Annotated in this window: 13 protein-coding genes; 7 read left to right on the top strand and 6 right to left on the bottom strand. The window is 71.9% G+C overall.

All coding sequences use genetic code 11. The annotated features are described in order from the left end of the window. Positions 1-151 precede the first annotated feature (151 nt). The 3 genes from E1181_RS06005 to E1181_RS05995 form a co-directional block, all read right to left on the bottom strand. Positions 152-667, bottom strand: coding sequence for a general stress protein (locus E1181_RS06005; RefSeq protein ID WP_132672906.1), 516 nt, complete (start codon positions 665-667; stop codon positions 152-154). 176 nt (positions 668-843) lie between these two features. After that, positions 844-4,179 carry a patatin-like protein gene (locus tag E1181_RS06000; RefSeq protein ID WP_235876467.1) on the bottom strand — a complete coding sequence of 1,112 codons (3,336 nt, stop codon included), beginning with the start codon at positions 4,177-4,179 and terminating at the stop codon, positions 844-846. Between the two features lie 114 nt (positions 4,180-4,293). Next, positions 4,294-5,253 (bottom strand): HpcH/HpaI aldolase/citrate lyase family protein, encoded by a 960-nt coding sequence (locus E1181_RS05995; protein ID WP_132672905.1) that lies wholly within the window; start codon positions 5,251-5,253, stop codon positions 4,294-4,296. Positions 5,254-5,311: 58 nt separating this feature from the next. On the opposite strand from E1181_RS05995, the gene E1181_RS05990 reads away from it, so the two are divergent. Continuing rightward, positions 5,312-6,595, top strand: coding sequence for a magnesium transporter MgtE N-terminal domain-containing protein (locus tag E1181_RS05990; RefSeq protein WP_132672904.1), 1,284 nt, complete (start codon positions 5,312-5,314; stop codon positions 6,593-6,595). Beyond that, on the top strand, positions 6,595-7,116 hold the full coding sequence (locus tag E1181_RS05985) for a DUF1003 domain-containing protein (RefSeq protein WP_132672903.1): 522 nt from the start codon (positions 6,595-6,597) through the stop codon (positions 7,114-7,116). The genes E1181_RS05990 and E1181_RS05985 overlap by 1 nt, the downstream gene beginning before the upstream one ends. Here the strand turns inward: E1181_RS05985 and E1181_RS05980 are convergent. Next, on the bottom strand, positions 7,111-7,524 hold the full coding sequence (locus E1181_RS05980; RefSeq protein ID WP_235876465.1) for an NUDIX hydrolase: 414 nt from the start codon (positions 7,522-7,524) through the stop codon (positions 7,111-7,113). The two genes, E1181_RS05985 and E1181_RS05980, sit on opposite strands and share 6 nt — an antisense overlap. Then, positions 7,511-7,999 carry a MarR family winged helix-turn-helix transcriptional regulator gene (locus E1181_RS05975; protein WP_165944530.1) on the bottom strand — a complete coding sequence of 163 codons (489 nt, stop codon included), beginning with the start codon at positions 7,997-7,999 and terminating at the stop codon, positions 7,511-7,513. Before E1181_RS05975 ends, E1181_RS05980 begins: the two co-directional genes overlap by 14 nt. 211 nt (positions 8,000-8,210) lie before the next feature. Here E1181_RS05975 and E1181_RS05970 point away from each other — a divergent pair, with 211 nt between their 5' ends. Beyond that, the gene (locus E1181_RS05970) at positions 8,211-9,350 is read left to right on the top strand and encodes an Mrp/NBP35 family ATP-binding protein (protein ID WP_132672902.1); all 1,140 of its coding nucleotides are present in this window, start codon (positions 8,211-8,213) and stop codon (positions 9,348-9,350) included. Positions 9,351-9,562: 212 nt separating this feature from the next. Here the strand turns inward: E1181_RS05970 and E1181_RS05965 are convergent, their stop codons facing one another. After that, a complete protein-coding gene (locus E1181_RS05965; RefSeq protein WP_235876462.1) occupies positions 9,563-10,177 on the bottom strand; it encodes an O-methyltransferase in 615 nt (204 codons plus the stop codon). A gap of 312 nt (positions 10,178-10,489) precedes the next feature. On the opposite strand from E1181_RS05965, the gene sigE reads away from it, so the two are divergent. The 4 genes from sigE to tatB form a co-directional block, all read left to right on the top strand. After that, positions 10,490-11,113 (top strand): RNA polymerase sigma factor SigE, encoded by a 624-nt coding sequence (gene sigE / locus E1181_RS05960; RefSeq protein ID WP_235875309.1) that lies wholly within the window; start codon positions 10,490-10,492, stop codon positions 11,111-11,113. Next, complete coding sequence (locus E1181_RS05955; RefSeq protein WP_165944529.1) at positions 11,110-11,856, top strand: zf-HC2 domain-containing protein; 747 nt, start codon at positions 11,110-11,112, stop codon at positions 11,854-11,856. The genes sigE and E1181_RS05955 overlap by 4 nt, the downstream gene beginning before the upstream one ends. Before the next feature lie 145 nt (positions 11,857-12,001). Then, positions 12,002-13,657 carry a trypsin-like peptidase domain-containing protein gene (locus E1181_RS05950; RefSeq protein WP_235876456.1) on the top strand — a complete coding sequence of 552 codons (1,656 nt, stop codon included), beginning with the start codon at positions 12,002-12,004 and terminating at the stop codon, positions 13,655-13,657. Between the two features lie 156 nt (positions 13,658-13,813). Then, positions 13,814-14,175: Sec-independent protein translocase protein TatB (gene tatB / locus E1181_RS05945; RefSeq protein ID WP_132672901.1), on the top strand; the 362-nt coding region annotated here is incomplete at its 3' end.

Raw genomic sequence — 14,175 nt, 5'->3', positions numbered from 1 at the left:
AGCAACTCGCACCGCCGCGGGTTCTGAGACGTCGTCTGGCGAGGACGCCGCGACGCCGTGTATTGGCATACATCAGGAGTGGCGCCCGGAGTCCAGACGGCGTCTCAGGTTCCGCCACCCGCACCGCCAAGCAAAGCAACCACGAAACCACCTACGAAGGAGGGCGCATGGCGAGCTTGGCTAGCAGGTCACGCCCCTGCTCGGCGTGCTTCGGCTGGGCTAGGACGTCGTAGCGCCCCGCGACAAGCTGGCTGGCCGAGGAGAAGTCCCGGCGGCCGCGCGTGGAGGCGTAGCCGACGGCGGCGAAGACCAGGCCGAACACGATGCCCGCGCCGAGACCGGCCAACACCGGGGCGATCCAGCTGCCCTGCGGGGTGAACATGCCCATGATCAGGCCGACGAACAGGCCGAACCAGGCGCCCGAGGCGGCCCCACCGCCGAGCACGCGTCCCCACGTCAGCCTGCCGGTCACCCGCTCGACCAGCATCAGGTCGACGCCGACGATGGTGACCTCCTGGACGGGGAAGTCGCTGTCGGCCAGGTGGTCGACGGCCCGCTGCGCTTCTTCGTACTTGCCGTAGGAACCGATCGGCCAGCCGGTGGGTGGCGTGGGCAGGTTGGGTGTGCCCGGCGCCGGCCGGCTCGCGCCGGTAAAGGGGTTGGACACCGCTGACACCTCCGTTGAACTGCGAATCGCGGGACAAACCGCCCCTACGACCAGGCTACCTCGCAGTATCCCCCCGAGATCATGAACGTCTCCGCACTGATGCGCACCCGATACCCACCCCGCTCGGGTGAGCGGTGGTCAGCCCTGCCGGGTCGGGAGCGGGGCGCTGACCTGCGTCACGTGCGCGGTACGAGGTCGGCGCTGGGCTCTCGGCGGGAGCCCGCGGGTGTGGCCGGGCCTGCGGAGGCCGGTCTCGGGCGCGGGTTGAGGACGTCGACGGTGCTCGCGTAGAGGACGTGGACGTAGGCCAGGGCCAGCGCGGTGAGGATCAGCCAGGTGCCGACGTCCGCTCGGTCCTCGGCGACGAGCCAGAGCACGCCCAGCGAGAGCAGCGGAGTCAGGAGCGTCGCGCCGATCCTGGCGGGCACGCGGTAGGCGACCGCGGCGAACCAGGTCAGGGCGGTCGCGGCCAGCACGACCCCGAGCGGGCCGAGGCGCAGGCCGGTGCTGTGCGCGCCGAGTGCCGCGGCGAGCAGGAGAGCGCAGACCGCGAGCGCCGGTGCCCAGCGGGCGAGTCCGCTGCCGAAGGGTCTGGTGAAGCACCGGCCTGCCCAGATCGCGAGCACCAGCACCAGCAGCGCGGCCAGCGGAGCCCAGTCGCCGACGTTGGCACCGGAGAAGTCGATCAACGCCGACCCGCTGGTCTGCACCGCGCACATCGCCCTCGGCGGGCAGTCACCTGGGAGCAGCGTCGCAGGACCCTCACCGGAGCCGAACATCGCGCCACCCGCGGTGATCGTCAGGGCGAAGGCCGTGAGGAATCCGAGCAGCGCGGCTCGCCTCGGCGCGGCGACCGCGAACGCGGCGAGCATCAGCAGCGGCTTGACCAGCGCCATCGCGGCACGACCCAGGAACCGCAGGGCACCACGCCCGGACGGCTGCGCCGCGCGGTAGCCGAGCAGGCCGAAGCGGGTGGCCAGCGACAGCAGGCGCGTTTCGCCGAGGTCGCGGACCCGCTGGCGGCCGACGTCGAAGGTCTCCACCGAGCGGGACAGCTCGTCCGGTCGCGGCACGGGCGGTTCGGCACCGCCGTCCGGGGCCGCACCCGTCGGCACCGACTCGACGTGCGGGACCTCCACCGCCGCGATCGTCCACTGCAGACGCTCGGTGAGCAGCCTGCGGGTCTCGGTGAGCGGGTGCTGGTCGTCGGGCGCGGCGAACATCGCGTCGAGCTCGGCGCGGACCTCGCCCGCGTGGCGCGACCACACCTCCGCGAGGAACCCTCGCCACCGATCGGCCCGGGATTGGTCGAGCGCACCGAGTTCGGCCTCGGTCGGACTGCTGACGACGGCCCGCAGCGCCTCGCTCAGCCGCTCGGGATCGCCGTGCCGCACCAGGCGCTGCGGGTCGGCGAGCATGCCGACGAGCGTGGCGGCGGCGTCCATCCGGCCCCACATCCAGTCGTTGGCGCGCCACTTCGCCGACAGGAACGCGCCGAAGCTGCCTAGGTCGAGGCCGCGGATCTTGTCCTCGATGCGCAGCGCCCCGTCGCGGCGCAGCGCGGTGAACGGCAGCGGGGTGTGCTCGTCGCTGACCACGCGGAGCAGGTCGATGCGCGTGGTCGGAGCGCGGCCGACGTCCAGCGGCGCGGTCAGCACGACGAGCTGCCGCAGCACCTCGGGACGGCGTCCGGTGGTCTCCAGCAGCGCGTAGCCGACCTGCTCGGCCGCAACGGGCCCCGGCCTGGCCGGGGCCGCTTCGGCCAGGCGGTCGGCGATGCCGTGCAGCACCTCCCAGGCCCTCGCCACCGCGTCCACCCCGTCGGCGTCCGGGGCTGCGTCCGCGCCCGAGGACTCGACCATGGACTGGAGTTCCGCGGCGAACTCGGCCAGCGCCTGCTGGAACCCGTTGCCGTCGGAGACCGCGCGCAGCACCGCGCCCAGCAGCGGCTCGATCGGCGAGGGCAGCCGGTGCTGCAGGCGTTCGCGGCGGCGCTGCACCCTGCGGATCCAGTCGTCGAGCTCGGCGGTCTCCACGATCGGTTCCAGCCGCGCGCCGTTGATCCAGTAGCGGTCGGCGTGACCGGCCAGCACCCCGGCGAAGGCCCGCAGCCGGTACAGCTGCGCCTTGCACGCACCGACCTGCGCGGAGCGTTCGACGTCCCAGGCCCAGCCCAGGCACTCCTGCACAGCGGTGCGCAGCCCGCGCGCGTCGTCGAAGATCTCGGGCCCGGTCTGCCGGGCCAGCGCCGCGAGCCGGTCGGGAAGCAGGTCGCGGGCGCGCACCGACCACTCCGCTAGCGGCTCACCGATCACCGGCGGCAGCAGCGTGCCGTCCTCCGAACCCGAGGGGTCGGTCAGCAGCGCGTGCACCGCCCGCGCGTCGAGTTCCGCCCGCACCACCGCGTGATCGGCCGCCACGAACGCGACGTGCTCGGCCAGCCGCTCGGGACGTTCGCGCACGGGGGCGAACAAGGCCTTGCGGCGCAACGCGTTCCCGTCCACCGCGCGGTTGTGCTCGGCGAGCTCGTCGAGGTCCGACAGCAGCGATTCCTGGGTGAACCGGCCGCGCAGCGCCGCGGCCGTCACCGGCACCGCACGTCCGGAACCGCGCCGCTGCCCGTGCGAGACGACCGGATCGGGGTTGAGGTAGAGCAGGAAGCGCCGGGTGGGCCGGTCGGCCGGGGCCTGGGCGATCGCCTCGATCGCGGCGGTGACCGGGATGTTGTCCAGCACCCCGCCGTCGATCACCCGGAACGGCGTTGTGCCCGTGCTGGTTTCGGAGAACAGGCCCAGCATGTTCGGTTCGCCGGCCGGTGGTTCACCCGGCCCGGAGCGCACCTTCGCGGGTTCGAAGGCGAACGGGAACGACGACGTGGCGCGCGCGGCGTGCGCGAGGCGCAGCGCGGTGTCGTCGAGGTCGCCGAAGTCCGAGAGCGGGTCCCCCGCACGGCCTTCGTGGTGGAAGGTCAGCCGCGCGGCCCGCCGCTCCAGCGGCATCGGGCCGACGCGGGCGTCGTAGTGCGGCTCCACCAGCGGATCCAGCAGGGTCGCGGTGAGCAGCATGTCGGCGCGGCGGCCAGGCTGCTGCTCGGCGGGCGGGGCGTTGTCGCGGATGACGCGGGCGAGTTCGGCGCGGAAGTAGTCGTCGCCTTCCAGCAGCGAGGCGGGTCCGCCCTGCCAGAACTTCGGCACCGGCCGGGCCATCGCCTCCAGGTCGGCCAGCTGGATCCACGTCCGCCGCATCCGCTCGAACGGCATCCCGTAGACCAGCGTCGCCGACATCAGCGCGGCGTTGAGGCCACCGGCCGAGGCCCCGGCGAGCACGTCGACGATCACCGACCGGTACCCGGCCAGCCGCGCGAGAGCGGCCCACGGGTGCTCGGATTCCCCGGTGCCGTCCAACGATTCGCGCAGCGCGTTGATCTCGGCGACGGCTCCGCCGATCCACACCGCCATGCTCGCGCCCCCGCGCATGGCGAGCGCCAGGCGCAGCTCGTCCCCAGAATCCACGATCACGAACGTACCGCGACCGGGTCGGAGATTTGGCCGCAATTCGGGTGGAATCGCGGCCAAGGGAGACGGAATACCGCCGTAATCCGCGGACGGAATACGGCCGTAATCAGGTCATTCCTCCGGCGGAGTCCAGCGGTCGGTGCGCGACATCCCGGCCGCGCGGCCCTTGCCCGAGATGACCAGCGCCATCTTGCGGGAGGCCTCGTCGATCATCTCGTCGCCGAGCATCGCCGCACCGCGCTTGCCGCCCGCGGCGGAGGTGTGCCACTCGTAGGCGTCGAGGATGTTCTCGGCGTGGTCGTAGTCCTCCTGGCGCGGCGAGAAGAGCTCGTTGACCGCGTCGACCTGGGCCGGGTGCAGCACCCACTTGCCGTCGAAACCGAGCGCGGCGGACCGACCGCCGACCGCGCGCAACCCGTCGACGTCCTTGATCTGCAGGTACGGCCCGTCGATGGCCTGCACGTCGGCTGCGCGCGCCGCGGTGAGGATGCGGAACAGCGCGTAGTGGTAGGCGTCGCCGACGTCGTACCCGGGCGGCTGGTGCCCGACGACCAGCGAGCGCATGTTGATCGAGGCCATGAAGTCGGCGGGCCCGTAGATCAGCGCGGCCACCCGGGGCGACGCGGTGGCGATGGCGTCGATCTCGACCAGCCCGCGCGCGTCCTCGATCTGCGGCTCGATGCCGATGCGCCCTGGTGCCAGGCCCAGCGCGCGCTCGATCTGCGACAGCGTCAGATCCAGCCAGCGCACGTGATCGGGTGTGGAGACCTTCGGAAGGATGATCGAGTCCAGCTCGGCACCGGCGCCTTCGACGACGGTCACCACGTCGCGGTAGGTCCACTCGGTGTCCAGCGCGTTGACCCGCACCGACCGGATCTTGCCGTCCCAGCCGCCCTCGTTGAGCGCCCCGACGATCCGGTCCCGCGCCTCGGCCTTGGCCAGCGGGGCGACCGCGTCCTCCAGGTCGAGGAAGAACTGGTCGACCGCCAGCCCGCGAGCCTTGTCGATCATCTTCGCGCTCGACCCCGGCACCGCCAGGCAGCTGCGCCGCGCACCTTCCACCATGCTCATGCCAGGTGTCTATCACGCCGTCCGGCGAGGTGGGCGTGTTGTCCCTAGCCTGATCGACATGGTGGCCGTTACCAGGGTCTTCGCCGCCCGGATGGCAGGACTGTCCGTGTTCGGTCCGGACGGCGAACCCATCGGGCGGGTCCGCGACGTGGTCGCCGCGCTCAGCGTCCGGCGGCAACCCCCGCGCGTCCTCGGCCTGGTCGTGGAACTGCCCACCCGGCGGCGGATCTTCGTGCCGATGCTGCGGGTCACCCGCATCGAGGCCGCCGCGGTCACCCTCACCACCGGCTCGGTGAACCTGCGGGCCTTCACCAAGCGCCCCAACGAGATGCTGGTGCTCGGCGAGCTGCTCGACGCCCAGGTGCGCATCGAGTCGGCCTCGGCGGTGCTGGTCGACTCCGCGCTGGAGCAGACCCGCACCCGCGACTGGCAGCTGACCAAGCTCGCGGTCCGCGAGCGCACCGGCAGGCTGGGCCGGCGCGGGCCGACGAAGGTGCTGGACTGGGACCAGGTGGAGGGCCTGGAGTTCGCCGAGGTCACCGGCAGCCCGCAGGGCGTGCAGCAGCTGCTGTCGATGTTCGACACGATGCGCGCGGTCGACGTCGCGAGCACCCTGCACGAGCTGCCGAGCAAGCGGCGCTACGAGGTCGCCGAAGCGCTCGACGACGAGCGGCTGGCCGACATCGTCGAAGAGCTCCCCGAGGAGGACCAGAAGGACCTGCTCGCCTACCTCGACGACGACCGCGCCGCCGACGTCCTCGAAGCAATGAACCCCGACGACGCCGCCGACCTGCTCGCCGAACTGCCCGAGATCGACAAGGTCCGGCTGCTGGAGATGATGGCCCCGGAGGAGTCCGAGCCGGTCAAGCGCCTGCTGAAGTTCTCCGCCGACACGGCGGGCGGGCTGATGACGCCGGAACCGCTCGTGGTCACCCCGGACGCCACGATCGCCGAGGCGCTGGCGATGGCCCGCAACCCGGAACTGCCGATCGCGGTGGCCAGCATGGTCTTCGTCTGCCGCGCGCCCAGCGCCACCCCGACCGGCCGCTACCTGGGGTGCGTGCACCTGCAGCGGTTGCTGCGCGAACCGCCGTCCACGCTGGTCGCCGGCGCGCTGGACACCGACCTCGCGAGCCTGCCGCCGCTGGCGCCGCTGTCGGAGCTCACCCGCTACTTCGCCGCCTACAACCTGGTGTGCGGGCCGGTGCTCGACGACGAGGAGCACCTCATCGGGGCGGTCACCGTCGACGACCTGCTCGACCACCTGCTCCCCGGAGGATGGCGGCACAGCGGCCTGCCCGACCGGGAACCGGAGGAGCCGACGTCCCAGGAGGCCCGCTGATGCCCGAGCTGCTCACCCACCGCAGGCTGGACCAGCCCCGCGCCGAACGCCGGCTGAACGTCTCGTTCGACCCGGAGATGTTCGGGCGGTTCTCCGAGCGCATCGCCCGGTTCCTGGGGACCGGCAAGTTCCTGTTCTGGATGACGGTGCTGGTGATCAGCTGGATCGCCGTGAACCTGCTCGCGGTCGGATTCGCCTGGGATCCCTACCCGTTCATCCTGCTGAACCTGTGCTTCTCCACGCAGGCGTCGTACGCGGCACCGCTGATCCTGCTCGCCCAGAACCGGCAGGACGACCGCGACCGGGTCTCGCTGGAGGAGGACCGGGCGCGCGCGGCGCAGACCAAGGCCGACACCGACTACCTCGCGCGCGAACTCGCGGCGCTGCGGCTGGCCATCGGGGAGGTCGCCACCCGCGACTACATCCGCGGCGAGCTCGACCGCCTCCGCGAGGAGATTCCCGGCCTGGAGAGCCCGCAGGAGAAGCGCAGGGCCCGCACCGGCCGGGGGCACACGTCATAGCCCGGAGTCGAGGTCGGCGAAGAGCTCGACGATCGCCGGAGCCGTGACGCGATGCTCGGCGTACTCGGCGCGGGTGAACCAGCCGAGCTCGGCGATCTCCGCCGAGGCGACCGGTTCGCCGTCGACAGCGCCCGTGTAGCAGGCGAGATCGACCTGGACGCCGTCGCCGCGCCCGACCGCGTCGGTGCGGTAGCGGGCGAGGAACTCGGGTTCGCGCAGGACGACCCCGAGCTCCTCGGCGACCTCGCGGTGCAGCGCGTGCTGCTCGGTCTCGCCCGGTTCGATCGTGCCGCCGGGCAGGTAGAAGGCCTCCTGGTCCTGGGAGCGCACCAGCAACAACCGCTGGTCCACGTACCGCACCAGGCCGACCGCCTTGATCGGGGAGTTCACCCGCTCATGCTTGCGCACGCTGACCAGGGGGCGAGGGCACACCCCCGTCCGCCAGCCGTTCGCAGGCGCGCACCAGGGTCTCCAGCTCGCCGTCGGCGGCGTTGAGGAAGTAGCGCGCGACACCGTGGCGGTGGGTCGACGCGGCCATCCGCAGCCGTCCCTCACCCCGTTCGGTGATCACCGCCTGCACGCCGCGCCCGTCGGAGTCGACCCGCACGCGGCGCACCAGTCCGAGCCTTTCGAGCCGGTCCACCAGTCGGGTCACCCCCGAGCGGGAGAGCAGCACGACATCGGCGAGTTCGGTCATCCGGAGTCGTTGCTCCGGCGCTTCGGTCAGCGCTTCCAGCACGTCGTAGGCGGCCAGTGTCAGCCTTTGCTCGGCGATCAGATCGCCTTCCAGGCAGCGCGTGACCCGGGCGTGTGCGCGCAGAAAACTGCGGTACGCCAACAATTCGTTTCGAGTCGGTAATCGGTCCAGAGCCGTCTCGGCCACGTGACGGATATTACTGTCCGCATCCCCTTGACTCCTCAGCGCCCCCGGCTAAGCACACCGGGTCACGGCCCTACCGGCGGCGATGGCGTTTCCCCTCGTGGGCTACTCGTCCGTAACATGGGAACTGCCGGATAGGGGTGTGAGACCCTTTTCTGGTTCGGCGGGATTCGTCCCGTCCCCACCACGTTCACCAACGCTTGTCGAGGTAACCGTGACCAGTACGCAGTCCGCACCGACCGAGGAAGCCGTCCGCCAGGCCCTCACGAAGGTCGAGGACCCGGAGATCCGCAAGCCGATCACCGACCTGGGCATGGTCAAGGGCGTGTCCATCGGCGACGGCGGCGCGGTGGAGGTCGGGGTCTACCTGACGGTTCAGGGATGCCCGATGCGCGAGACGATCACGCAGCGGGTCACCGACGCCGTCTCCGCCGTCGACGGCGTGTCCTCGGTGCAGGTCGAGCTCGACGTGATGAGCGACGAGCAGCGCACCGAGCTGCGCCGCAGCCTGCGCGGCGACGCCGAGGAGCCGCGCATCCCCTTCGCCGAGCCGGGCTCGATGACCCGCGTGTACTGCGTGGCCTCCGGCAAGGGCGGCGTCGGCAAGTCCAGCGTCACGGTCAACCTGGCCGCCTCGATGGCCGCCCGCGGCCTGTCCGTCGGCGTCGTCGACGCCGACATCTACGGCCACTCGGTGCCGCGCATGCTGGGAGCCGGCGGCAAGCCCACCCAGGTCGAGAAGATGATCATGCCGCCGCAGTCGCACGGCGTGAAGGTCATCTCGATCGGCATGTTCACCCCGGGCAACACCCCGGTGGTCTGGCGCGGGCCGATGCTGCACCGCGCGCTGCAGCAGTTCCTCTCCGACGTCTTCTGGGGCGACCTGGACGTGCTGCTGCTCGACCTGCCGCCGGGCACCGGCGACGTCGCGCTGTCCACCGCCCAGCTGATCCCCAACGCCGAGATCCTGGTGGTCACCACCCCGCAGCAGGCCGCCGCCGAGGTCGCCGAGCGCGCCGGCGCGATCGCCATGCAGACCCGCCAGCGGCTGGCGGGCGTCGTGGAGAACATGTCCTGGATGGAGATGCCCGACGGCCAGCGCATGGAGGTCTTCGGCTCCGGCGGCGGCCAGATCGTGGCCGACTCGCTGAGCCGCGCGCTGGGCACCGAGGTGCCGCTGCTGGGCCAGATCCCGCTGGACCCGAGGCTGCGCGAGTGCGGCGACGCGGGCGAACCGCTGGTGCTGCAGGAGCCGGACTCCCCGGCGGGCGCGGCCCTCAGCGACATCGCCAAGCGCCTCGGCACCCGCGCCCGCGGCCTGGCGGGCAAGCTCCTGTCGGTGTCCCCGGCCTAGGCCTTCTCTCCTCCGATGACAGCGGCGGGAGCGGCCGTCTCAGGTGTGGGACTCAGCTCGCACCGCCGCGGGTTCTCACACGTCGTCTGGCGAGTACGCCGCGACGCCGTGTATTGGCATACAAGAGGAGTGGCGCACGGAGTCCAGACGGCGTGTGAGGTTCCGCTACCCGCGCCGCCAAGCAAACCAGCCCCTGGAACAACTCCTCAAAGTCAGCGCTTCGCGACGGCGAGGAGACCTGGTCCGGTCGGCAGTGTCACCGGGACCAGGTCCTCGTCGTCCTGCACGGCCTTGACCAGCGCGCGGATGGCCGCGGCCAGCGCGCTGCGCTGGTCGTGCTCGCCGAGTTGGACCCCGGCGAACACGATGACCCCGCCGGGCCGCAGCAGTCGCGCGCCCAGCTCCAGGTAGTCGGGGTAGTCGGTGCTGGCGACGCCGACCGACACCAGGTCGTAGCCGCCTTCGGTGAAGCGCGGCAGCATCTCCACCGCGCGCCCGTTGATCAGCCGCGTGCGCGCGGGCGCGATGCCCTCCTCGCGCAGCGCGGCCCGGGCCGTGCGGTGGTTGACCGGGTCGGCGTCGATCGAGGTCAGCACGCCGTCCGGCACCATCCCGCGGAGCAGCCAGCGGGCGCTCTCACCGGATCCCGTGCCGATCTCGACGACGGCCTTGGCCCGGAGCGCGGCAGCGAGGAACTGCAGCACGTGCAGCGACGACGCACCGACCGGCTGGCCCTGCGGACCATCACCGATCGGGCGGGCACGTGCCTGCTCACCCACCTCATAGCCGCTCATCGAGTAGCGGGCCACCGACCTCTCGGGTATCACAACGCGAAAGGTTATCGGCGTTCCGCCCGCAAATGATGTTTCCGGACGACATCGTTAGACGGCCGTTTCCATGCGCGACGTTCAGTCACGCTGAGTGATCAGCGGTGCAGGGCCGAGCGGGTGAGAGCAGCCTCACCCAGACTCTCAGGCCCTTCTCAGGCCGCTTTCATGCCGGTTTCACCAGGGAGGACGACAGTAGCCGTCATACACCGACACCCATCGGCGTCTCACCGGTGAACGGGGCGCGGGAACAACGCTCCCGCCCCAGTCGTTCTGGTAGATGCAAGCCCACAGGAGGTGGCTTTTCGCCCGATGGCAACACAGCCGATGAGCGTGGCCCCCGGCACCGACCGGTCCCACGAGAAGAGCGTTACGCCGAGCACCGTCTCGCCCGGCGCGGAGGAAGCCGCCTGGACCCCGCCCAGCTGGGACGAAGTGGTTCGGCAGCACGCGGACCGGGTCTACCGGCTCGCCTACCGCCTGTCCGGAAACCAGCACGACGCCGAGGACCTCACCCAGGAGACCTTCATCCGGGTGTTCCGCTCCCTGGCGTCCTACAAGCCGGGCACGTTCGAGGGCTGGCTGCACCGGATCACGACCAACCTGTTCCTGGACATGGCCCGCCGCAGGTCCCGCCTGCGCATGGAGGGCCTGCCGGAGGACACCGACCGGTTGCCCGGTGGCGGTCCGACGCCGGAGCAGGTCTTCCACGACACCCACCTCGATCCCGACCTGCAGGCGGCGCTGGACCAGCTGCCGCCGGAGTTCCGCGCGGCCATCGTGCTCTGCGACGTCGAAGGCCTCTCCTACGAGGAGATCGGTACCACCTTGGGCGTGAAGCTGGGTACCGTGCGCAGCAGGATCCACCGCGGACGCCAGATGCTGAAGTCCACGCTCGAAGCGCGTCGCGAACAAGCCGGGAGGATTGACGGATGACGGTTCTGCGGGGGTGGGGGCTGCCCGAGCAGCACCTCGCGCTGGACGCTCTCGTCGCTTTCGTCGACGGTGAGCTCAGCCCGAGCGCCCACGACCGCGCGGTGGCCCACCTGGCCGGATGCCCCGCGTGCACGGCGGACGCCGCCGCTCAGCGGCAGGCCCGCGCGGCGGTCCGCGCGGCCGACACCCCGTCGGTCTCGCCGGAGCTCCTGCAGGCGCTGCAGGCCATCCCGTCCAGCGCCGAACTCCCCGCACAGCCCGAGAACCTCGCTCTGACCGAGGACGGCCAGCTCGTCACCGTGTCCCGCCCGGAACGCCTGAAGCGCTTCGGCAGCGGACCGGTGCTGGGGTCGTCCACGCCGCTCGGCGGCTCGCAGCAGCCGCTGGGCACCAGCGTCACCTCCTACGACGACCCGCCGGAGGACTCCGCCGACCGGCGGGCCTCGCGGCGCACCAAGCAGGGCGCAGGCGTCGTGTTCTCCGGGCTGGTGCTCGGTGCTCTGGCGTTCATGAACCTTCCCATCACCGACGAGGACGGGCATCCGCTGCCGGGTGCTCCCGTGCCGCTTCCCGGTGGTGCCTTCACCAACGCCGTCATCCCGGCCGGGGGCAGCGCCGCGCTGCCGTCCGAAAGCGTCCCGGCGAGCTCAGCCGCGCCGAAACCGCAGGTCGCAGCCGTCCAGCCCGCGCCACCCGCGTCGGCCCCGCCGGCTGCCGCCTCCACCGCGCCGCCCGCCAAGTAGCGGGCTGGCGATTTCGCGCCCACTCCACGCGGACTTCACCGAGCTGCGGGCAAAATGGGGTCGTCGGCACCATGCCGGTGAGGCGGGCCGCGCGCCCGTGTGATCCACTCGAAGCGACGAGCCCGATCGGACAGCCCGGGGAGCGATGAGCGACCAGCCAGGAACGCCCGCGCAGGGTCCCGGCGCGCGCCGGGACGGCCCTGCACGAGGTCAGCAGGGGGCAGAGCCGGTGCACCCGTGGCAGGGCGGCGCCATGACGGGCCGCGGCGTGCCCGCGGACCGATTCTCTCCCGCTCCCGCCCGGTCCCACGACAGCAACGGGCACACGCCCGATCGGCTTCAGCCGCGCCCCCTGGACCGGCCCGAGGTCGACCCGTCGCAGCGCAACGCCTTCGCCCGCCCCCAGGGCGTGTCGGGCAGCTTCGATCCCGACGAGCACGGCCTGGCCGCGCGCGGGATCGAACAGGCCCCTCCCCCGCCGGACGCGCTGGTGCAGGCGTTCGGCCGCCCGCCCCAGAGCAGCGACCCGCTGCAACGCGCGCCGGGCGAGAAGCCCATGACCCCGGAGACCGAACCCGACCCGGCGCTGTGGAGCTCCGGAGACCGGGACCCGTGGCGCGACCCGGCGGCCGGCGCGATCCTCGGCCCGCCCGCGGTGTCCGAGGAGCAGCCCGACGACGACGGCGAACGCGAACGGGGACCGCTGCTCAGCGCCCGGGAAGTGATCTTCGGCCACCGCGTGCACCCGCGCGCGCTGGCGATCCTCGGCGTGGTCGCACTGCTCGTCGGCCTCGCGGGCGGTTTCCTCGGCCGGATCACCGCCGAGGAGGGGAACCCGCTGGTCAACCCGGACGTCACGCTCGCCGAGGTCGATCAGGGCTCGGGCGACCGGCCGCGCGGCGCGGTGTCCCAGGTGGCGCAGCGCGTGGTCCCCGCGGTGGTCTCCATCGAGGTCCGCATCGGCGGGCAGGGTGGTTCCGGTTCGGGCGTGGTCATCGACGGCAACGGCTACGTGGTCACCAACAACCACGTCGTCTCGATGGCCGCCGACACCCCGAACGCGCAGGTCTCGACGGTCTTCCACGACGGCACCCGGGCCCCGGCGCGGGTCGTGGGCCGGGACGTCAAGACCGACCTCGCGGTGCTCAAGGTCGAGGTCTCCAACCCGACCGTCGCCCAGCTCGGCGACTCGGACGAGCTGCGGGTCGGCGACGACGTCATCGCCATCGGCTCGCCGCTGGGCCTGGCGGGCACCGTCACCACCGGCATCGTCAGCTCGGTGCACCGGCCGGTCCGGCTGGCCGGCGAGGGCACCGACACCAACGCGGTCATCGACGCCATCCAGACCGACGCGGCCATCAACCCGGGCAACTCCGGTGGCGCGCTGGTCGACGGTTCGGGCGCGGTGGTCGGCATCAACAGCGCGATCCGCACGCTCGGTTCGGGCGGCGAGGGCGGCTCGATCGGACTCGGGTTCGCGATCCCGATCGACGACGTCCGGCGCATCGCGCAGGAGCTCATCCGCACCGGCACCGTCCGGCACGCCGACCTCGGCGTCAACGTGAAGTCCGTCAGCGACGGGCTGGCCGACGGCGCTCAGGTGCAGAACGTGCAGGACGGCAGTTCCGCCGCAGGTGGCGGGATGGCCGAAGGCGACGTGATCATCAAGGTCGGCGATCGCAAGGTCGGGAGCGCCGACGAACTCATCGTGGCAGTGGACCGGCACCAGGTCGGCGAACGCGTCCCCGTGACCGTGGTCCGGCAGGGCCGCGAGCTGGTGCTCGACGTGACGCTGAAATGACCGATCACAACGGCATGAACAGCGGGCCACCGGGAGGACACGGCGCGAAGTTGCGCCAGTTCCCCCCTTCGACCGGCGTCACCCGGTCGGTACGCTGGCGATGTCGGCAGCTCGGCGTCGGTTCGCGAGCCACGAGGATCCCAGAGGAGTCGAGAGGTGTTCGATAGTGTCGGCTGGCCCGAGATCCTGATCCTCGCGCTGGTCGGGTTGTTCGTGCTCGGCCCGGAGCGGCTGCCCGAGGGTGCGGCGTGGCTGGGCAAGGCGGTCCGCCAGGTCAAGGAGTACGCGACCGGTGCCCGCGAGCAGATCCGTTCGGAGATCGGCCCGGAGTTCGACGAGCTGAAGAAGCCGCTCGACGAGCTCCGCAGCGTCCGGAACTTCAACCCGCGCACGGCGGTGACCAAGCACCTCCTGGACGGCGAGAACCCGTTCGAGGAGTTCAAGAAGAACTCCTCCCCTCTCAACGGCTCCGCCCCCACCAGCACCAACGGCCAAACCCCGGCCGCCGCCCCCAAACC

Source organism: Saccharopolyspora terrae, from assembly GCF_004348435.1.
GTDB lineage: Bacteria > Actinomycetota > Actinomycetes > Mycobacteriales > Pseudonocardiaceae > Saccharopolyspora > Saccharopolyspora endophytica.
This window is presented reverse-complemented; position numbering and strand designations above follow the sequence as displayed.

Coding starts and splice junctions, on each gene's coding strand:
- E1181_RS05950 (WP_235876456.1), top strand. CDS start 12,002: ATGAGCGACCAGCCAGGAACGCCCGCGCAGGGTCCCGGCGCGCGCCGG.
- sigE (WP_235875309.1), top strand. CDS start 10,490: ATGGCAACACAGCCGATGAGCGTGGCCCCCGGCACCGACCGGTCCCAC.
- E1181_RS05990 (WP_132672904.1), top strand. CDS start 5,312: ATGGTGGCCGTTACCAGGGTCTTCGCCGCCCGGATGGCAGGACTGTCC.
- E1181_RS05955 (WP_165944529.1), top strand. CDS start 11,110: ATGACGGTTCTGCGGGGGTGGGGGCTGCCCGAGCAGCACCTCGCGCTG.
- E1181_RS05985 (WP_132672903.1), top strand. CDS start 6,595: ATGCCCGAGCTGCTCACCCACCGCAGGCTGGACCAGCCCCGCGCCGAA.
- E1181_RS05995 (WP_132672905.1), bottom strand. CDS start 5,253: ATGAGCATGGTGGAAGGTGCGCGGCGCAGCTGCCTGGCGGTGCCGGGG.